The sequence below is a fragment of the Streptomyces violaceus genome (assembly GCF_036014075.1).
GTDB classification, from domain to species: Bacteria; Actinomycetota; Actinomycetes; order Streptomycetales; family Streptomycetaceae; genus Streptomyces; species Streptomyces violaceus.
Genome location: NZ_CP107911.1, coordinates 7,106,334 through 7,124,668, shown reverse-complemented (window position 1 = coordinate 7,124,668; position 18,335 = coordinate 7,106,334). Strand labels below are relative to the sequence as shown.

Sequence of the window (18,335 nt, the reverse complement as noted above, 5' to 3'; positions counted from 1 at the left end):
GATGTCCTCGCTGACGTACGACCTCACTCTCGCCGGCCTCTCGGTCGGCAGCGCGGCGGCGCTGACCGGGATCGGCCTGATCGTGACGTACCGCGCGACCGGCGTGCTCAACTTCGCGCACGGCGCGATCGCGATGGTGTGCGCGTACGTGCTGCGGCAGTGCGTGGTCGACTGGGGCTGGCCGCTGTGGCTCGGGGCCACGGTGACCCTGCTGGTGCTGGCGCCGGGGCTGGGGGTCGTACTGGAACGGTTCGTCTTCCGGCCGCTGGCGGTCCTCGGCGGCGACCCGGCGCAGACGCTGGTGGCGTCCATCGGGGTGTTCGTGCTGCTGGTGGGCGGGGCGGCGCTGCTGTGGGGGCAGGGAGCGCGGGAGGACGCGCCGGAGCTGGTGCCGGACGAGCCGTGGGGGCAGCTGACGGTGGTGCTGGTGCTGGCCGCCGGGGTGGCGGCGGTGGTCCGCCGGACGCGGTTCGGGCGGGAGTTGCGGGCCGTGGTGGACGACCGGCAGCTCGCCGTGCTCGGCGGCATCGACGCGGACCGGGTCGCGGCGACGGGCTGGGCGTTCGGCTCGTTCACGGCGGGTCTGACGGGCGTTCTGCTGGTGCCGTACGTGCGTCTCGACCCGTACGGGCTGCCGTTGCTCGTGATGGAGGTCGTGGCCGTCGCGGTTGCCGCGCGGATGCGGAGCCTGCCGGTCGCGGTGGTGGTGGCGCTGGGCATCGGGGTGGCGCAGAGCCAGCTGACGCGGCTGCATCCGTCGGGCTGGGGCGAGCCGCTGCTCCAGGCCGTCGGCACGAACCTGTTCGTCGTCGCGCTGCTGATCGCGGCCCTGGTGCTGCCGGGCGTGGGCACGCGGGACGCGCTGCCGCGCACCGCCACCGCCCGGGTCCCGACACCGCCCGGCGCGTGGATCGTGGCGGCCGTGCTGTTCCTGCTGCCGCTGGGCCTGGCCGGCCGGGACCTGCACACCTCGGTCCAGGTGCCGGCGCTGGCCGTGATTCTGCTGTCCCTGGTGGTGGTCACGGGCCGGGGCGGCCAGATCTCTCTGGGACAGGCGGCGTACGCGGGTCTGGGCGCCCTGTTCACCGCGCTGCTGGCGGCCGGCCGCTTCCCGGGGCTGCCCCGTCTGCCGGAGCTGGCGGCCCTCGCGGTGGCGGTCGTCCTGGTGGCGCCGCTCGGCCTGCTCACCGGCTGGCCGGCGATCGGACGCCGGGGCCTGGCGCTGGCGCTGGCGACGTTCGCCGTCGGCGTGGGGGTGAGCCGCTTCGTCTTCGCCCAGCCGTACGCCACGTCCGGCCTGTCGCTGGGCCGTCCGGCGGGCTTCGACGGGGACCGTGCCTACTACGTCCTGGAGCTGCTCCTGCTGGCGGTCGCGCTGCTGGCGACGCACGCCCTGCGCCGGGGGCGGACGGGCCGGGCCCTCGCGGCCATGCGGGACCACGAGCGGGGCGCGCAGGCCGCGGGCGTCCAGGTGCCGTCCCTCAAGCTGCTGGCCTTCGTCGCGGGGGCGGCGCTCGCCGCGCTGGGCGGCGGCATGCTCGGCATGGGTCTGCGCGCCTTCGACGCCGCCGCGTACGACCCGGTGCGCGGCCTGCTGTGGTTCGCGGCGGTCGTGGTGCTGGGCTCCGACAGCGCCCTCGGCGCCCTCGCCGCCGCGGCCCTCCTGGTCGGCCTGGACGCGGGCACCCGGGGCGGTGTCGCCGCGGCGCTGATCGGCGTCCTGGCGATCCTCGTGGGCCGCTTCCCCGGCGGCCCGTACGAGGCACTGCGCACGGCGGCGGAACGCCTGCGGTTGCGCCGCACACCGGCCCTGACACCGGCGGGCGCCCGAGCCCGCGCACGGCTGCGCCCGGCACCACCACAGGCGGCCCGGTCGGCACCGCTGCCGACGGGGGCGACGGCGACAGGAGCGGTGGCTACGGGTGCGACGGCGGGTACGGCACCCGGAAGCGGCGGTCGGTCACCGGCACCCCCGGGCGCCCCCACACCTGAGACCTCCTCAGCCACAGCACCCACCCCTGCCGCTCCCCTCCTCACGGCCCGCCATCTCCACGCCCGCTACGGCGGCTTCACCGCCCTCGACGGAGTCGACCTGGACCTCTTCCCCGGGAGAGTCACCGCCGTCGTGGGCCCCAACGGGGCCGGGAAGAGCACCCTGTTCCACTGTCTGGCCGGGACGCTGCGCCCCGCGCGCGGGACCGTGCGGCTAGGCGGCCGGGACATCACCGCGCTGCCCGCTCACGCCCGGACCCGGCTCGGTGTGGCGCGGACCTTCCAGCAACTGGCCGTCTTCCCGTCGCTGACGGTGTCCGAGAACGTCCGGGTGGGCGCGGAGCAGGGCCGGGTGGCCGACCCGGGCGCCGTGGAGCGGACGCTCAGGCTGCTCGGGCTGGACGGGCCGGTGCGGGCACTGCCCGCCGCCGGGCTGCCCACGGGGACGCTGCGCCGCGTGGAACTGGCCCGGGTCCTCGCGGGCAGTCCCCACGCGCTGCTGCTCGACGAGCCCGCCGCCGGCCTCGACAGCGCCGAAGTGGCCGCCCTGGCCCGGGCCCTGAAGGCCCTGGCCGCCGACGGCACGGCTCTGCTCGTCGTCGAGCACGATCTTGACCTGGTCGCGGGGCTCGCCGATGTCGTGCACGTGATGACCGCAGGGCGGATCGTCGCCTCCGGTCCACCCGGAAACGTCCTGAACGCCCTGGGAACGGCGGCCGGCCCATGACGACCGTCTCCCTGCGCCACGCGCGCGTGCGCTACGGCCCCCTGGAGGCCCTGCACGGCATCACCCTCGCCGCCCCCGGCCCCGGCCTCACCGTTCTGCTGGGCCGCAACGGCTCCGGCCGCACGACCGCCCTGCGCGCGCTGGCCGGCATCGTGCCCCTGTCGGGCGGGGCGGTGGTGTGGGACGGCGCCGACGTGACCCGCGTACCGGCCTACGAGCGGGCCCGGCGCGGGCTGTGCCTGGTGCCGGAGCGGCAGGCCGTGTTCGGCTCGCTCAGCGTGCGCGAGAACCTCGGACTCGCCGCCCCTGACCCCGCCCCGGCCCTCGACGCCTATCCGCAGCTGCGTCCCCTGCTGGAGCGGCGCGCCGGCACCCTCTCCGGCGGGGAGCAGCGCATGCTCGCCCTGTCCCGGGCCTTTCTGGCACGCGCGCGCGTGGTGCTCGTCGACGAGCCCGCCCAGGGCATGTCGCCCCCGGTCGCGGCCCGGACGTACGAGCTGCTGAGCGCGCTCGACGCGTGCGTGGTGATCGCCGAGCAGCGGCTGCCGCCCGATCTGCGGGACCGGCCCGCCCTCGTCTACGAACTGCGCCGCGGGTCGGTCGTGTTCGCCGGGGAGGCGGGCGAGCTCAGCCGATGACCGAGGGCCGGTGCCCGGCCCGCGCAAGGCCCCGTCCGGTCTACCGGCCGGACGGGACCCCGTGTCCCGGCGAGGGGGAGCAGCGGCTCAGATGTCGAGGCGCAGGCCGGGCACGATCATGTGGGGATCACCGCCGATGGCGGACTTGTTGGCGGCGTAGAGGCGCTGCCAGGTGGTCCCGTGCCGGGCGGCGACGCCGCTCAGGGTGTCGCCCTCGCGGACGGTGTAGTCGCCGCGGGACGAGCTGCGGTCCGGGTGCTGTGCGGAACGCGCCGGCGCCTTCCACTGCTTCGCCGGAGCGGGCTTGGAGGTGGCCGGGTCGGCGGCGGAAGCCGCGGGTGCGCTTCCGCTCGCCCCGGCGCGAGCCGAGCAGGTCGGCCAGGCGCCCCAGCCCTGGGCGCGCTGGACCTTGGTGGCGACGGCGATCTGCTGGGACCTGCTCGCCTGGTCGGCGGTGGCCGCGTAGGCCGTGCCGCCGTAGGCGCGCCAGGTCGAGGGGGCGAACTGGAGTCCGCCGTAGTAGCCGTTGCCGGTGTTGATGTGCCAGTTGCCGCCGCTCTCGCACTGGGCGATGCGGTCCCACACTCCGCTGTCAGCCGCCGCGGCGTTGCCGGTCGCCGCCAGCAGTCCCAGGGGGGCGAGCAGCGCCGCCCCGGCGAGGACCGCCGTGGTACGAACCGGGTTCTTCCGAGCGTTGTCGCGCGTGGTATCGGCACATTCGGACATGTAGTTCCCTCTCGAAACACCCGGGGTCCCCCAAGGCGGAACGCCACTCCCCGCGCCATGGGGCGCGTGGGTCGCGCTCGCCCCGCCCGCCGGTGGTGGTGCTGCGCGGTTCCGGAGAACCGTGCGGCCGGCGGACGTACCCGAGCGGTGCTCGCTGCACACGGCGGAGGAATCTAAGGAGTTGACGGTCTGTCATCAAGCAGCGGCCCGTCATGCCAGGCCAGTTCCCCGATACCTCGGGTAACGGCAACTTTCGGACACCCACTTCATTCCTGGATTTCGTGATTTATCGACCAACCGGCTCAACGAGGTGTGACCCACCTCACCACTTCAACGCCCTTTACAAACAAGGGACTTGACCGTGAGTGCGCGATTCCGTGCCGAACGTGACCCTGTGCGCTGGATGGTTCGATTCTGTTCGCCCTGGGGCGTGACTCCCGCCACAGATCACCCGTTGTCTTCTTCATGAGCCGGGGCCTACCCGGACCACAGGCCGGGAGCCACCCGGCTTTGCCACGCACCGCACCCCCGAGGGAGCCCCCCGTGCCGCGCATGCTCGACGTCAGCGACGAGGTACGCGCCGAGATCGGCGACGAAGAAGCAGACCGTCTGCTCGCCGGAGAGACCGCCCCGGGCAGTTACGACTGCACGTCCTGCCGCACTCCGGGCGACTCCGAGCAGGAGCGCACCAGCACCGTCCTCTTCATCGGGGACGAGACCGCTGTCCTCGCCTTCGCCCACTCCGGCTGCCTGCCCTCGCAGGTCGTCCAGGTGACCGAGGAGCAGCTCCGGGGCGCCGTGAAGTCCATCGCCGGCGACGCCGGCGGCGAGCCCGACCAGATGGTGCCCGAGCAGGCGGTGCTCGGCGTGACCAGCGGGCTCGTCCTGATCGCCGGGGAGCTGCACCCGGCCCTGGTGGTGGAGCCGACCGCGCCGATCGCCCGGCCCGGCGCCACCGGATCCGGCGACGACTTCCTGCCGCTGCTCATCGAGCAGGGCTTCATGCCGCTGACCGAGCTGTCCGCCGTACCGCCGGTGCTGCACGGCTGGTCGGTGCTGCTCGCCGTGGGCCAGCTGCACGCGGTGCTCCAGCCGGGCAGCAACGGCGGACAGCCGGTGGCCTGGTGGCAGGCGCACCAGCCGCTCCAGGTGACCGACCCCTGGCGCGCGGCCGCCAACAAGCACCAGCAGGTACTGATGTTCGCCGCGCCCGTCGGCTCGATCGGCCATCAGCCGCGCGAGGACCTGATGCGGGACGCCCTGGACAAGGCGGCGGCGACCGGAAAGCTGGTCGGCGCGGCCCTGCCGCTGGCCGGCACCTGAGCCCGCGGGTCACCCGCACAGCCCGCACACCTGCGAAAGCCGTACGTGGGCCGCATCCCTTGACCCGCAGGGTCGTTTGGACATACGTGCACGCATACGACGTTTCACGCCGCCAGTCCTACTCGTCGATCCCCTCCGCGCGGTCGGCCCAGGACTCCCAGTGCGGCCCATCGGCCACGCCGATCTACGACGCGCTCTACGCCGAGTACGTCAAGTCCTTCCGCGCACTGCCCGGCGATCGCAGCGGCGAGGAAAAGCTGGGTTTCACCGCCTTCGGAACCAGCCCGCACAGTACGGGCTCGTACAGCCATTCGTACGGGAGCTCGTACAGTGCGTACAGCGCGGGGGCCCAGAGCGCCCGCCATGCCGCCGGGCAGCAGCCGCACTGGCAGCGCGTCGGGACCGTCAGCGCACACGGCACGGCGATGCACTACGTGCCGGCCGCACTGCCGCCGGGGCCGCGAAGCGGCGGCTGAGCGAGCACCGGAACAGTGGAAGGGCGGCCCCTCGGGGCCGCCCTTCCACTGTTCCGCGTTACTTCTTCTTCGCGCCGCGCTTCTCGCGCACTCGCACCGAGATGTGGATCGGCGTGCCCTCGAAGCTGAACTCCTCGCGCAGGCGGCGCTCGATGAAGCGCCGGTAGCCCGCCTCGATGAAGCCGGAGGCGAACAGCACGAACCGCGGCGGCTTGGTGCCCGCCTGCGTACCGAACAGGATGCGCGGCTGCTTGCCGCCCCGGACCGGGTGCGGGTGGGCGGCGACCAGCTCGCCGAGGAAGGCGTTCAGCCGGCCTGTCGGGACCCGGGTCTCCCAGCCCGCCAGGGCCGTCTCGATCGCCGGGACCAGCTTCTCCATGTGCCGCCCGGTGCGCGCCGAGACGTTCACCCGCGGGGCCCACGCCACCTGGCCGAGCTCGGTCTCGATCTCCCGCTCCAGGTAGTAGCGGCGCTCCTCGTCGAGGGTGTCCCACTTGTTGAAGGCAAGGACGATCGCGCGGCCCGCCTCCACGGCCATGGTGACGATGCGCTGGTCCTGCACCGAGATCGACTCGGCGGCGTCGATGAGGATGACGGCGACCTCCGCCTTCTCCACGGCGGCGGCGGTGCGCAGCGAGGCGTAGTAGTCGGCGCCCTGCTGGAGGTGGACGCGCTTGCGGATGCCCGCGGTGTCGACGAACTTCCAGGTGACGCCGCCGAGTTCGATCAGCTCGTCGACCGGGTCACGGGTGGTGCCCGCCATCTCGTTGACGACGACGCGCTCCTCGTTCGCCACCTTGTTCAGCAGCGAGGACTTGCCGACGTTCGGGCGGCCGATCAGCGCGATGCGGCGCGGTCCGCCGATACCGCCCGGGCCGAACGCCTCGCGCGGGGCCTCGGGCAGCGCCTCCAGCACCTGGTCCAGCATGTCTCCGGTGCCCCGGCCGTGCAGCGCGGAGACCGGGTGCGGCTCCCCCAGGCCGAGCGACCACAGGTACGAGGCGTCGGCCTCGCCGCTCGGGCCGTCCACCTTGTTGGCGCACAGCACGACCGGCTTGCCGGCCTTGCGCAGGAGTCGCACGACGGCCTCGTCGGTGTCGGTGGCGCCGACCTTGGCGTCGACGACGAAGACGACCGCGTCGGCGGCCTCGATGGCGTACTCGGCCTGGGCGGCCACGGAGGCGTCGATGCCGAGGACGTCCTGCTCCCAGCCGCCGGTGTCGACGACCTTGAAACGACGGCCCGCCCACTCGGCCTCGTACGTCACACGGTCGCGGGTGACGCCCGGCTTGTCCTCGACGACGGCCTCGCGGCGCCCGATGATGCGGTTCACGAGAGTCGACTTGCCGACATTGGGCCTGCCGACCACGGCGAGCACGGGCAGCGGGCCGTGCCCGGCCTCCTCGATCGCGCCCTCGACGTCCTCGGGGTCGAAGCCCTCCTCCGCGGCGAGCTCCATGAACTCCGCGTACTCGGCGTCGCCGAGCGCCCCGTGGTCGTGCTCGTGCGGGGCCGAGCCGTCGGGCTGGATGTGGTCGTTCATGAAGTCCGTACCTCGTCGTTCATCTTGGTGGTCGGTGGAGTACCCGCTGTCTTCCGGGCTGATCCACTACTCAGTGTTGCCTAGCGCCTGGTGAGGCGCCTGGCGTTTTCCAGGTGGGCGGCGAGCTGCTTCTGGATGCGGCCGGTGGCCTCGTCCAGCGCCTTGCGCGTACGGCGCCCGCTGCCGTCGCCCGCGTCGAAGGGCTCGCCGAAGACGACGTCGACGCGCGAGCGCAGCGGAGGCAGCCCCTTTATCAACCGTCCGTGCTTCTCGGTGCTTCCCAGCACGGCGACCGGCACGATCGGGGCGCCGCTGCGCACCGCGAAGTACGCGAGCCCGGCGCGCAGCGAGGCGAAGTCGCCCTCGCCCCGGGTGCCCTCGGGGAAGATGCCGAGCACGCCGCCGTTCTCCAGGATGCCGAGCGCCTGGGTGATCGCCGTGCGGTCGGTGGTGTCGCGGTCCACCTTCACCTGCCCGATGCCGAGCAGGAAGGGGTCCAGCGGGCCGATGAACGCTTCCTTCTTGATCAGGAAGTGCGTCGGCCGGGGCGCCACGCCCATGACCATCGGACCGTCGATGTTGTGGGAGTGGTTGACGGCGAGGATCACCGGGCCGTTCGCGGGCACGCGCCAGGCGCCGAGCACGCGCGGCTTCCACAGCCCGTACATCAGGCCGACGCCGATACGCCGCCCGACCTCGGCGCCCCGTACCGAAGGCAGCTCGGTCACTTCCCGGCCCGCTTCTCCTCGACGAGGGTGACGACACACTCGATGACCTGGGCCAGCGTGAGCTCGGTGGTGTCCACCTCGACCGCGTCGCCGGCCTTGGCGAGCGGCGAGGTCTTGCGGCTGGAGTCGGCCGTGTCCCGCTTGATCAGGGCCTCGCGGGTGGTGTGGACGTCGGAGCCCTTCAGCTCGCCGCTGCGGCGGGCGGCACGCGCCTCCGGGGAGGCGGTGAGGAAGATCTTCAGGTCGGCGTCGGGCAGCACGGTCGTGCCGATGTCACGGCCCTCCACCACGATGCCCTGCTCCGCGGAGGCGGCGATCGAGCGCTGCAGCTCGGTGATCCGGGCCCGCACCTCGGACACCGCGCTGACCGCGCTGACCTTGGAGGTGACCTCCTGGGTGCGGATCGGGCCGGCCACGTCGACGCCGTCGACGGTGATGGTCGGGCCCAGCGGGTCGGTGCCCGAGACGATCTCCGGCTTGCCGGCCGCGGCGGCGATCTCGGCGGGGTCGTCGATGTCGATGCCGTTGCTCACCATCCACCAGGTGATCGCCCGGTACTGGGCGCCGGTGTCCAGGTAGCTCAGCCCGAGCTGCGCCGCCACGGCCTTCGAGGTGCTCGACTTGCCCGTGCCGGAGGGGCCGTCGATGGCGACAATCACGGGCGTGGGGCTTTCCACAGTGGAGACCTTCCTGAACCGGGCTGGCGGGGTGAGGGCGCGACTGCCCCGCACAAGGTTACTGGGTGCGGGTCACTCGTCCGGCCGCGCGTCGGTCAGCCTCGTCCAGCATGCACTACTGCCGGATCGCCCAGCCCCGCTCGCGCAGAGCGGCGCTCAGCACGGGCGCCGCCTTCGGCTCCACCATCAGCTGCACCAGACCGGCCTGCTGCCCCGTGGCGTGCTCGATCCGTACGTCCTCGATGTTGACGCCGGCCATGCCCGCGTCGGCGAAGATCCGGGCCAGCTGTCCCGGCTGGTCGTCGATGAGCACCGCCACGACCTCGTAGACCCGCGGAGCGGACCCGTGCTTGCCGGGGACGCGGACCTGCCCCGCGTTGCCGCGCCGCAGGACGTCCTCGATGCCGGTGCTGCCCTCGCGGCGCTTGTGGTCGTCGGTGGACTGCAGGGCACGCAGGGCCCGCACGGTCTCCTCCAGGTCGCCGGCGACGTCCGTGAGCAGGTCGGCGACCGGCCCGGGGTTCGCGGAGAGGATGTCGATCCACATCCGGGGATCGGAGGCGGCGATCCGCGTCACGTCCCGGATGCCCTGCCCGCACAGCCGTACGGCCGCCTCCTCGGCGTTCTCCAGACGCGCGGCGACCAGGCTGGAGACCAGGTGGGGCATGTGGGAGACGAGTGCGACGGCACGGTCGTGGGCGTCGGCGTCCATCACCACCGGCACGGCACGGCAGTGCGAGACCAGCTCCAGGGCGAGGTTCAGCACCTCGGTGTCGGTGTCCCGGGTCGGGGTCAGCACCCAGGGCCGGCCCTCGAAGAGGTCCCCGGTCGCGGCCAGCGGGCCGGACTTCTCGCGGCCCGACATCGGGTGCGAGCCGATGTACGCGGTCAGTTCGAGGCCGCGTGCCTCCAGCTCGCGGCGCGGCCCGCCCTTGACGCTGGCGACGTCGAGGTAGCCGCGCGCCGCACCGCGGAGCATGGCGTCGGCGAGCACGTCCGCCACGTGGGCGGGCGGGGCGGCGACGATCGCGAGGTCGACGGGCCCGTCCGGCGCCTCGTCCGTGCCGGCGCCGAACGCGGCCGCCGTGCGGGCCTGGTCGGGGTCGGGGTCGGCGAGGTGCACGGTGACGCCCCGCTGGGACAGGGCCAGGCCGGCGGACGTGCCGATGAGGCCGGTGCCGATGACGAGTGCGGTTCTCACTGGGCGATGTCCTTGCGCAGGGCGGCCGCGGCGCCGAGGTAGACGTGGGCGATGCCAGCCCGGGGCCGGTCCGACTCGATGTGCGCGAGGACCCGGACGACGCGCGGCATGGCGCCCTCGATGTCCAGTTCCTGGGCGCAGATCAGCGGTACGTCGACGATGCCGAGCTTGCGGGCGGCGGCCGCCGGGAAATCGCTGTGCAGGTCGGGCGTGGCCGTGAACCAGATGCTGATCAGGTCGTCGGCCGCGAGTTCATTGCGCTCCAGGATGGCCGTGAGCAGGGCTCCTACCTGCTCGTCCATGTGCCCGGCCTCGTCCCGTTCGAGTTGGACGGCTCCCCGGACCGCTCGTACCGCCACGGCGCTGCTCCTTGCTGACGTGCGTGTCGCTCTACGTCCGTCCAGCCTAGTCAGCCCGCGCGAACGGGATGCGCGGCGCCCGCCCGATGAGACACCGGAATTACTACTCTTTGGGTATTTTCAGTGCCAAGATTCAAAAAAGTCCATTTTCTCCCTTTTTGGCGCTTTCGGAGTGACGACATGACGTACGACACCACTCGCCGGACGGTTCTCCTCGCGACGGGCGCGACAGGCGCGGTGGCCCTGGTCGCGGCCTGCGGCGGGGGCGGCGGCGACAACGGCTCCACGTCGACGGTCTCCCCCACCGGCAAGGAGACGACGGACGCCCCCGCCGGTCAGGAGCTGGCCTCGACCGACGAGATCCCGGTCGGCGGCGGCAAGATCTTCAAGAACGAGGAGGTCGTGGTGACCCAGCCGGAGCAGGGACAGTTCAAGGCCTTCTCGGCGATCTGCACCCACCAGCGCTGCACGGTGGGCTCCGTCACCGACGGAACGATCAACTGCCCCTGTCACGGCAGCAAGTTCCGTATCGCCGACGGCGCGGTGGCCCACGGCCCGGCGACGCGGGCGCTGCCCGCCGAGCAGATCACCGTGGAGGGAAACTCCATCCGCCTCACGTGAGAGTCCGCGTACCCTCCCGGGCATGCGGCCCGAGCACCTGATACGCGACCACACGATCTACGCCTGCGTGATGGGCTCCCGCGCCTTCGGGCTGGCGACGGACGGCAGCGACACCGACCGCCGTGGCGTGTTCCTGGCCCCCACGCCTCTGTTCTGGCGCCTCGACAAGCCTCCGACGCACGTCGAGGGCCCGGCCGAGGAGCAGTTCAGCTGGGAGCTGGAGCGCTTCTGCGAGCTGGCCCTGCGCGCCAATCCGAACATCCTGGAGTGCCTGCACTCCCCGCTCGTGGAGTACGCCGACGACACGGGCCGCGAACTCCTGGCCCTGCGGGAGGCGTTCCTCTCCCGGCGGGTCCACGAGACGTTCACGCGGTACGCGTACGGCCAGCGCCGCAAGCTGGAGACCGATGTCCGTACCCACGGCGCCCCGCGCTGGAAGCACGCGATGCATCTGCTGCGCTTGCTCATCAGCGCCCGCGATGTGCTGCGGACGGGCACGCTCACGATCGATGTCGGCGACCATCGTGAGGCCCTGCTCGCGGTGAAGCGCGGTGAGGTGCCCTGGTCCGACGTCGAGTCCTGGATGACCCGCCTGGAGCGGGAGGCCGAGCGGTCCGCCCACCACAGCCCGCTCCCGGCGGAACCGGACAGAGGGCGCGTGGAGGACTTCCTCGTCCGCGCCCGCCGCGCCTCAGCCCTCCAGACGGACCCGTACGACGAGGTCGTGCAGGGCGTCGTGGACGACCGGGGTCTGAGGCAGGGCTGAGACCTGCTGTGCCTCGTCCAGCATGACCTGCAGACGCTCGACGTCCGACCGCACACGTAGGTGGTCGACGTCGGCCGCCCCGTGCTCCCGTTCGGCCTTCGCCGCGACGAGTTCCGGCAGGTATGCGGGGGCGTCGACCTCGCCGAGCAGGGTCGGCAGATGCGCCTGCACCTCTGCGCTGCGCATCAGATGGATGCCGGTCAGCAGGACGCGGAAGGTGTAGAGCAGCGGCTTGAGCTCGCCGCTCTTCTCGAACAGCCGTAGCTGCGTCGCCGCGAAGCCCCGGTAGTGGTGGGCGTGATGGCTGGTGAGGACGCCGGGGGCGAGCGCGACCAGCTCCTCGTGCGTCGCGGTCGTGTGCACGACGAGCGGCGAGAGCAGTTGCTCCAGCACGTAGCCGTTGCGGCGCAGCATCAGGCGTACGAACTTGCGCAGGTCGTGGGTGACGAGGTCCATCTCGACGCCGTCCCGCTCCCACATCCGCGAGCGCGTCTCGTCCGGGTCGCGCAGGCCCACCAGGTCGGCGGCCGGCAGCAGGTGCACGCCCCTGAGGTCCACGTCCGAGTCGCGCGACGGGAAGCCGTAGAGGTGGGCGCCGGAGACGGTCGCGAACAACACGGGGTCGGGCTGCTCGGCCACCACGGGCGCCAGGTCGATGTCCAGGGTGTCGATCATCATCACGCGTCCCAGAGGGCCCCGAGGGTGAGCAGGTCGCTCCGGTACTCGACGCGGTCGGCCCATTCGGTCGGCCATGCCTCCGCGCCCAGGTACGCGCCGGCGAAGGCGCCCGCCAGGCAGGCGATCGAGTCCGAGTCGCCGGCGGTGCAGGCGGCGCGCCGCAGGGCCGCCACCGGCTCGTCGGCGAAGAGCAGGAAGCACAGCAGCCCGGTCGCCAGGGCCTCCTCGGCGATCCAGCCCTCTCCCGTGGCCAGGCACGGGTCGTCCTCGGGCGAGACGGTGCGCACGGCGTGGTGGAGGCGGTCGAGGATCTCCAGGCATTCGTCCCAGCCGCGCGCGATGAACTGCTCGGGGCTCGGGTCCTGGGCCCGGCGCCACAGGTCGCCGAGCCAGCGCTCGTGGTAGTGGCTGCGGTTCTCCAGGGCGTACGAGCGGAGCAGGCCGATCAGCGCGGCCGGCTCGGCACCCTGTGCGAGCAGGCGTATGGCGTGCGCGGTGAGGTCGGACGCGGCGAGCGCGGTGGGGTGCCCGTGGGTGAGGGCGGACTGCAACTGGGCGGCGCCCGCGCGCTGTTCGTCGCTCAGGCCCTGGATCAGGCCCAGGGGCGCGACGCGCATGTTGGCGCCGCAGCCCTTGGAGTGGATCTGGCTGGCGTCCTGCCAGGGCCGGGCCTCGTCCTTCAGCAGCGAGCAGGCCTTCAGGCAGGTGCGGCCCGGAGCCCGGTTGTTCTGGGGCGACTGGTACCAGTTCACGAATTCCTCGCGGAGAGGCCGGGCCAGTCGCGCCGGAGTGAGCAGCCCCCGGTCCATCGCCGTCCGCACCGCCCACCCGAGCGCCAGCGTCATCTGCGTGTCGTCGCTGACGATCGCCGGCGTCGGCAGCTCCAGCTGCCGCCAGGGGCCGAATCCGTCGAGGATCGCCGGCACGCCGCTGAACTCGGTCGGGTACCCCAGCGCGTCCCCCAGGGCGAGGCCGGTGAGCGCCCCGGTGGCGGCTTGCTTGTGGACGAGGAGAGTCATGCGGGGTGTCCTTCCGGCCGGTCACGAACAGTTCCCCGCACCCACAGGGCACGGGGAACTCAAGTACGTCGGGGTCGGCGCTGCGCCTAGAGATCGACTTCCTGCATCAGCATCCCCACCTCCGTGTTGGACAACCGCCGCAGCCAGCCCGACTTCTGGTCGCCCAGGGTGATCGGCCCGAAGGCGACCCGCACCAGCTTGTCGACCGGGAAACCGGCCTCCGCGAGCATCCGGCGCACGATGTGCTTGCGGCCCTCGTGGAGGGTGACCTCGACGAGGTAGTTCTTGCCGGTCTGCTGGACGACCCGGAAGTGGTCCGCACGCGCGTAGCCGTCCTCCAGCTGGATGCCGTCCTTGAGCTGCTTGCCCAGGTCGCGCGGGATGGGTCCGACGATGTGCGCGAGGTAGGTCTTCTTCACGCCGTACTTCGGGTGGGTCAGCCGGTGGGCCAGCTCACCGTGGTTGGTGAGCAGGATGACGCCCTCGGTCTCGGTGTCGAGCCGGCCGACGTGGAAGAGCCGGGTCTCACGGTTGGTGACGTAGTCACCGAGGCACTGCCGGCCCTCCGGGTCCTCCATCGTCGACACGACACCGGCGGGCTTGTTCAGCGCGAAGAACTGGTAGCTCTGCGTGGCGACGGTCAGCCCGTCGACCTTGATCTCGTCCTTCTCCGGGTCGACGCGACGCCCCTGCTCCAGGACGATCTCGCCGTTGATCTCGACGCGGGCCTGTTCGATCAGCTCCTCGCAGGCGCGCCGGGAGCCGAAGCCCGCGCGCGCGAGGACCTTCTGGAGCCGCTCGCCCTCCTGCTCGGCGCCCGGGAAGGTCTTGGGCAGCTTGACGTCCTTCTTCCCGGCGTACCGGTCGCGGTTGCGCTCCTCGATCTGCGCCTCGTACTCGCGGGGGCGCGCCGGGGCCGAGCGCCCACGCTGCTGAGGCTGCTTGGGACCGCCCTTGGCGCCGCCGCGCGCCGCACCGCCGCGCCCCGACTTGGGTCCGTCCTTCGTCGCCCCGGGGCCCACGTCGTAGCGGCGCTCCTCGGGGCGGGGCTTGCTGGGGCGGCCCTGCCCCTGCTTGTCATCCCTGTTGTTGCCGGCACCGCGGTGGTTGCCGCGCCCGCCGTGTCCGCCGTTTTTGCCGCTGCTTCGCATCAAAGTTCCGTCTGGTCGTCTTCGTCGTCGGTACCCGGGGTGACCGGGCGGCCCGGCACGTCGTCATCAGGCGCGTCCGGGTCGAACGACGGTACGCCCTCCTGGGTCTCGGCCTCGATCGCCTCCGCCTCCGGGAGGAAGGGCGCGAGCTCCGGGAGCTCGTCCAGACCGCGCAGGCCCATCCGCTCCAGGAAGTAGTTCGTCGTCCTGTACAGGATCGCACCTGTTTCGGGTTCCGCGCCCGCCTCCTCGACCAGACCCCGTTGCAGAAGGGTCCGCATGACGCCGTCGCAGTTGACTCCGCGTACGGCCGAGACCCGGCTGCGGCTGACCGGCTGCCGGTAGGCGACGACGGCCAGGGTCTCCAGGGCGGCCTGGGTGAGGCGGGCCTGCTGGCCGTCCAGCACGAAGCGCTCGACGGCGGGCGCGTACTCGGAGCGGGTGTAGAAACGCCAGCCGTTCGCGACGAACCGCAGTTCGAAGCCGCGCCCCTGGACGGTGTACTCGTCGGCCAGCTCGCGCAGCGCGTCCGTGATCTGGCGCCGCGGCCGGTCGAGGATCTTCGCGAGGTGTTCCTCGGTCGCGGGCTCGTCCACGACCATCAGGACGGCCTCCAGAGCGGGCTTGAGGTCGAGGTCGGCGACGGTACGCAGCCCGGCCGGGATCTCGGTGATTTCTTCGCTCACGCCTGTTTCTCCTCCTTCGGCGGCTCGGGCGGCCGGTCGAACTCGTCGGTGACGGTCGGTGTCTCGTCCCCGTCCCCGCCGGTCCACCGCACGAGCAGCTCGCCCAGCGCGGCCTCCTGCTCCAGCTCCACGGCCTTCTCGCGGTACAGCTCCAGCAGTGCGAGGAAGCGGGCCACGACGGTGAGTGTGTCGTCGGTGTCCTCGACGAGCGCCCGGAAGCTGACCTCACCCAGCTCCCTGAGCCGGGCCACGACGATCTGGGCCTGCTCCTGCACGCTGACCAGCGGGGCGTGGATGTGGTCGACGTACACCTGCGGCCTGGGCTTGGGCTGCATCGCCTTCACGGCGAGCTTGGCGAACCCTTCCGCCCCGATGCTGATGACGACCTCGGGGAGCAGCTCGGCATGCTGCGGCTCGAGCCCGACGGTACGCGGATATCGCCGGGCCTCGTCATCGAGCCGCCCGCTGAAGATGTCCGCGATCCGCTTGTACGCGCGGTACTGGAGCAGCCGGGCGAACAGCAGGTCCCGGGCTTCGAGCAGCGCCAGATCGCCCTCGTCCTCCACCTCGGCGGCGGGCAGCAGCCGGGCCGCCTTCAGATCGAGCAACGTGGCCGCGACGACGAGGAACTCGGTCGTCTCGTCCAGATCCCAGTCCGGCCCCAGCGCCCGGATGTACGCCATGAACTCGTCGGTCACCTTCGACAGCGCGACCTCGGTGACGTCCAGCTTGTGCCTTGAGATCAACTGAAGCAGCAGATCGAAGGGGCCTTCGAAGTTGGCGAGCCGGACCTTGAAGACCCCGTCACCGGCGTCAACCGGGGTCTCGGGCCCCGCGACCGGCTCGACGGACTCCGCCTCCGCCCCGGCCGGGACCCGAAGCCCCGTCACAACCGGCTCCTCGGCAACCACCGCGGCCGAACCAGCCACCGCCGCCGCGGGCACCTCGCCCGCCTCGACGGGCGCCAGCGGCTCGACGGGCTGCGCCGGTGCGACAGCCTGCACGGGCTCGACGGGCTCCACCTGCTCGGCCGCCGGCGCCCAGGCCTCCGCCTCCGTCGGCTCAGCCGGTGCCATGGGCTCGGGCGGCGCGGCCTCGGGCCGTGCCTCCGCCGTAGGCGGCTCCGGCTCGACCGGCGGAGCCCCCGGCAAGGGCCCGGCGCCCGGTCCCCGCCCCAACGCGCGCCGACGGCCGTGCGGGCCGTCGGCGGGTGGAGGGGAAGCGTTCGAGGTCATGGCCCCCGCAGGCTACCGTTACCGCCCGCGCAGACGTCGTACGAGGATGCTGGCGTCTCCGCGGGTCTCCAGGTCGGCGAGGACCACGGCGACCGCCTCGCGGACGATGCGGCCGCGGTCGACGGCCAGGCCGTGCTCGCCGCGGAGCACGAGACGGGCGTGCTCCAGGTCCATGAGCTCCTCGGCGGACACGTACACGGTGATCTTCTCGTCGTGCCGCTCACGGCCGCTGGGGCGGCGCGCGGCCGCCCGTCCGCGCTTGCGTGGCGCCGCGTCGGCGGAAGCGGCGGCAGAACCTTCCTGCGCCGCCTGGCGCCGCCCGGAGCCGGAGCGCTCCGCGGCCGCGGAGCGGCTACGGGACTCCCCGGCGTCGGCCGACTCCGAGTCCGCCGCCACATGCTCGGCGCCCTTGCCGTCGCCGCCCTGCGCGGGCACCGACTGCGGCGCGTCCTCCGCGCCCGCTGCCGCCGCCGCGTCGCCCTCCCCCGCCGGAGCGGGCACCCGGGCGTCGCCATTGGCCTGGCGCCTGGGCGTGGACGACTGCAGCGCCATCCCCCCTGTCGTACGGAAGAGTTCGTCGGCCCCCGGCAGACTCACTCGGCGTGACACCGGGCGAGCACCTCCCTGGCGAGCTGGCGGTAGGCGGCGGCACCGACGGAGTTGGAGGCGTACGTCGTGATCGGCTCACCGGCGACCGTGGTCTCCGGGAAGCGGACCGTGCGCCCGATGACCGTGTGGTAGACGTGGTCGTCGAACGCCTCCACGACACGCGCGAGCACCTCACGGCTGTGCACCGTGCGCGAGTCGTACATCGTGGCGAGGATCCCGTCGAGTTCCAGCTCCGGGTTGAGCCGTTCCTGGACCTTCTCGATGGTCTCCGTCAGCAGTGCCACACCGCGCAGCGCGAAGAACTCGCACTCCAACGGCACTATCACCTTGTGCGCGGCCGTCAGGGCGTTGACCGTGAGCAGGCCGAGCGAGGGCTGGCAGTCGATGACGATGAAGTCGTAGTCGGGCAGCAGCGGCTTCAGGGCGCGCTGCAGCGTCGACTCGCGGGCGACCTCGGAGACCAGCTGGACCTCGGCCGCCGACAGGTCGATGTTGCTGGGCAGCAGGTCCATGTTGGGGACCGCCGTCTTCAGCAGCACCTCGTCGGCCGCCATGCCCCGCTCCATGAGCAGGTTGTAGACGGTGAGGTCGAGTTCCATCGGGTTGACGCCGAGACCGACCGACAGCGCGCCCTGCGGGTCGAAGTCGACGAGCAGGACCCGGCGTCCGTACTCCGCGAGCGCGGCACCCAGGTTGATGGTCGACGTCGTCTTGCCGACGCCGCCCTTCTGGTTGCACATCGCGATGATCTTCGCGGGACCGTGGTCGCCCAGCGGGCCCGGGATCGGGAAGTACGGCAGCGGGCGCCCGGTCGGACCGATGCGCTCCCGGCGCTGTCTGGCCGCGTCGGGCGCGAGAGTGGCCGCGTACTCGGGGTCGGGCTCGTACTCCGCGTCGGGGTCGTAGAAGTGCCCCTCGGGCAGTTCGTCGTAGTCGGCGAGTTGGTTGTGGGGCGCGCCACTTCCGCCGCCGGCCATGGCGTTCACGTGATGGCCATCCATCTTCTGGTGTGCTGTGTGAGTCGCCTGCTGACTCTGGTGGGCTGCGAAGGTGCGCACAGCGACGGAGCCGACAGCCGCGAATCCCGCGGGCCCCTGGTCCCGTGCAGGCATTCCTGGTTGACCACCCCCGGGAGTAAATGTCGACTCATTCACAAGTCGTCTTACCTCCTTGGTGACCA

The 18,335-nt window shown here is 72.4% G+C and carries 19 protein-coding genes; 6 read left to right on the top strand and 13 right to left on the bottom strand.

Going from position 1 to position 18,335, the window contains the following annotated elements:
• Window position 1 precedes the first annotated feature (1 nt).
• Together OG542_RS32055 and OG542_RS32050 are read left to right on the top strand one after the other, a co-directional pair.
• Window positions 2–2,719, top strand: a complete 2,718-nt coding sequence (locus OG542_RS32055; protein WP_328415380.1) for an ABC transporter permease subunit — start codon at window positions 2–4, stop codon at window positions 2,717–2,719.
• On the top strand, window positions 2,716–3,357 hold the full coding sequence (locus OG542_RS32050; protein ID WP_328415378.1) for an ATP-binding cassette domain-containing protein: 642 nt from the start codon (window positions 2,716–2,718) through the stop codon (window positions 3,355–3,357). Before OG542_RS32055 ends, OG542_RS32050 begins: the two co-directional genes overlap by 4 nt.
• Before the next feature lie 87 nt (window positions 3,358–3,444).
• Here OG542_RS32050 and OG542_RS32045 read toward each other — a convergent pair whose 3' ends face one another.
• Window positions 3,445–4,083 (bottom strand): LysM peptidoglycan-binding domain-containing protein, encoded by a 639-nt coding sequence (locus tag OG542_RS32045; RefSeq protein ID WP_328415376.1) that lies wholly within the window; start codon window positions 4,081–4,083, stop codon window positions 3,445–3,447.
• A 543-nt stretch (window positions 4,084–4,626) separates the two neighbouring features.
• Between OG542_RS32045 and OG542_RS32040 the strand changes: the two genes are divergently transcribed.
• Both OG542_RS32040 and OG542_RS32035 read left to right on the top strand, forming a co-directional pair.
• Window positions 4,627–5,406 (top strand): hypothetical protein, encoded by a 780-nt coding sequence (locus OG542_RS32040; protein ID WP_193480432.1) that lies wholly within the window; start codon window positions 4,627–4,629, stop codon window positions 5,404–5,406.
• An 86-nt stretch (window positions 5,407–5,492) separates the two neighbouring features.
• Entirely contained in the window at window positions 5,493–5,882 is a 390-nt protein-coding gene (locus OG542_RS32035) for a hypothetical protein (RefSeq protein WP_311124890.1), read from the top strand.
• Between the two features lie 58 nt (window positions 5,883–5,940).
• Here the strand turns inward: OG542_RS32035 and der are convergent, their stop codons facing one another.
• From der to aroH, 5 genes are all read right to left on the bottom strand, one after another.
• Entirely contained in the window at window positions 5,941–7,425 is a 1,485-nt protein-coding gene (der, locus tag OG542_RS32030) for a ribosome biogenesis GTPase Der (protein WP_311124891.1), read from the bottom strand.
• Window positions 7,426–7,505: 80 nt separating this feature from the next.
• Window positions 7,506–8,153: a lysophospholipid acyltransferase family protein gene (locus OG542_RS32025; RefSeq protein ID WP_311124892.1), complete on the bottom strand. Its 648-nt coding sequence runs from the start codon at window positions 8,151–8,153 to the stop codon at window positions 7,506–7,508.
• Window positions 8,150–8,830 carry a (d)CMP kinase gene (gene cmk, locus OG542_RS32020; RefSeq protein WP_328415373.1) on the bottom strand — a complete coding sequence of 227 codons (681 nt, stop codon included), beginning with the start codon at window positions 8,828–8,830 and terminating at the stop codon, window positions 8,150–8,152. The genes OG542_RS32025 and cmk overlap by 4 nt, the downstream gene beginning before the upstream one ends.
• Before the next feature lie 115 nt (window positions 8,831–8,945).
• On the bottom strand, window positions 8,946–10,031 hold the full coding sequence (locus OG542_RS32015) for a prephenate dehydrogenase (protein ID WP_328415371.1): 1,086 nt from the start codon (window positions 10,029–10,031) through the stop codon (window positions 8,946–8,948).
• On the bottom strand, window positions 10,028–10,390 hold the full coding sequence (aroH, locus tag OG542_RS32010; RefSeq protein ID WP_189731135.1) for a chorismate mutase: 363 nt from the start codon (window positions 10,388–10,390) through the stop codon (window positions 10,028–10,030). The genes OG542_RS32015 and aroH overlap by 4 nt, the downstream gene beginning before the upstream one ends.
• A gap of 180 nt (window positions 10,391–10,570) precedes the next feature.
• Between aroH and OG542_RS32005 the strand changes: the two genes are divergently transcribed.
• Together OG542_RS32005 and OG542_RS32000 are read left to right on the top strand one after the other, a co-directional pair.
• A complete protein-coding gene (locus OG542_RS32005) occupies window positions 10,571–11,011 on the top strand; it encodes a Rieske (2Fe-2S) protein (protein WP_261682742.1) in 441 nt (146 codons plus the stop codon).
• A 22-nt stretch (window positions 11,012–11,033) separates the two neighbouring features.
• A complete protein-coding gene (locus tag OG542_RS32000; RefSeq protein WP_328415368.1) occupies window positions 11,034–11,777 on the top strand; it encodes a nucleotidyltransferase domain-containing protein in 744 nt (247 codons plus the stop codon).
• On the opposite strand, the gene OG542_RS31995 is transcribed toward OG542_RS32000, so the two are convergent.
• The 7 genes from OG542_RS31995 to OG542_RS31965 form a co-directional block, all read right to left on the bottom strand.
• Window positions 11,703–12,452, bottom strand: coding sequence for a nucleotidyltransferase domain-containing protein (locus OG542_RS31995; RefSeq protein ID WP_311130260.1), 750 nt, complete (start codon window positions 12,450–12,452; stop codon window positions 11,703–11,705). The genes OG542_RS32000 and OG542_RS31995 overlap by 75 nt on opposite strands.
• Before the next feature lie 2 nt (window positions 12,453–12,454).
• Window positions 12,455–13,474: an ADP-ribosylglycohydrolase family protein gene (locus tag OG542_RS31990; RefSeq protein ID WP_328415366.1), complete on the bottom strand. Its 1,020-nt coding sequence runs from the start codon at window positions 13,472–13,474 to the stop codon at window positions 12,455–12,457.
• 86 nt (window positions 13,475–13,560) lie between these two features.
• Complete coding sequence (locus tag OG542_RS31985) at window positions 13,561–14,625, bottom strand: pseudouridine synthase (protein ID WP_311124899.1); 1,065 nt, start codon at window positions 14,623–14,625, stop codon at window positions 13,561–13,563.
• The gene (gene scpB, locus OG542_RS31980; RefSeq protein WP_311124900.1) at window positions 14,625–15,311 is read right to left on the bottom strand and encodes an SMC-Scp complex subunit ScpB; all 687 of its coding nucleotides are present in this window, start codon (window positions 15,309–15,311) and stop codon (window positions 14,625–14,627) included. The genes OG542_RS31985 and scpB overlap by 1 nt, the downstream gene beginning before the upstream one ends.
• On the bottom strand, window positions 15,308–16,546 hold the full coding sequence (locus OG542_RS31975; RefSeq protein ID WP_328415364.1) for a segregation/condensation protein A: 1,239 nt from the start codon (window positions 16,544–16,546) through the stop codon (window positions 15,308–15,310). The genes scpB and OG542_RS31975 overlap by 4 nt, the downstream gene beginning before the upstream one ends.
• A gap of 18 nt (window positions 16,547–16,564) precedes the next feature.
• Complete coding sequence (locus OG542_RS31970; RefSeq protein ID WP_311124902.1) at window positions 16,565–17,155, bottom strand: hypothetical protein; 591 nt, start codon at window positions 17,153–17,155, stop codon at window positions 16,565–16,567.
• Complete coding sequence (locus OG542_RS31965; protein ID WP_184597667.1) at window positions 17,140–18,267, bottom strand: ParA family protein; 1,128 nt, start codon at window positions 18,265–18,267, stop codon at window positions 17,140–17,142. The genes OG542_RS31970 and OG542_RS31965 overlap by 16 nt, the downstream gene beginning before the upstream one ends.
• Window positions 18,268–18,335: the final 68 nt, after the last annotated feature.

Bases quoted from the DNA above. Each gene is read 5' to 3' on its own strand.
- OG542_RS32055 (WP_328415380.1), top strand. From the start codon at position 2: ATGTCCTCGCTGACGTACGACCTCACTCTCGCCGGCCTCTCGGTCGGC.
- OG542_RS32050 (WP_328415378.1), top strand. From the start codon at position 2,716: ATGACGACCGTCTCCCTGCGCCACGCGCGCGTGCGCTACGGCCCCCTG.
- OG542_RS32045 (WP_328415376.1), bottom strand. From the start codon at position 4,083: ATGTCCGAATGTGCCGATACCACGCGCGACAACGCTCGGAAGAACCCG.
- der (WP_311124891.1), bottom strand. From the start codon at position 7,425: ATGAACGACCACATCCAGCCCGACGGCTCGGCCCCGCACGAGCACGAC.
- OG542_RS32005 (WP_261682742.1), top strand. From the start codon at position 10,571: ATGACGTACGACACCACTCGCCGGACGGTTCTCCTCGCGACGGGCGCG.
- OG542_RS32000 (WP_328415368.1), top strand. From the start codon at position 11,034: ATGCGGCCCGAGCACCTGATACGCGACCACACGATCTACGCCTGCGTG.
- OG542_RS31995 (WP_311130260.1), bottom strand. From the start codon at position 12,452: ATGATCGACACCCTGGACATCGACCTGGCGCCCGTGGTGGCCGAGCAG.
- OG542_RS31990 (WP_328415366.1), bottom strand. From the start codon at position 13,474: ATGACTCTCCTCGTCCACAAGCAAGCCGCCACCGGGGCGCTCACCGGC.
- OG542_RS31985 (WP_311124899.1), bottom strand. From the start codon at position 14,625: ATGCGAAGCAGCGGCAAAAACGGCGGACACGGCGGGCGCGGCAACCAC.
- OG542_RS31975 (WP_328415364.1), bottom strand. From the start codon at position 16,546: ATGACCTCGAACGCTTCCCCTCCACCCGCCGACGGCCCGCACGGCCGT.
- OG542_RS31965 (WP_184597667.1), bottom strand. From the start codon at position 18,267: ATGCCTGCACGGGACCAGGGGCCCGCGGGATTCGCGGCTGTCGGCTCC.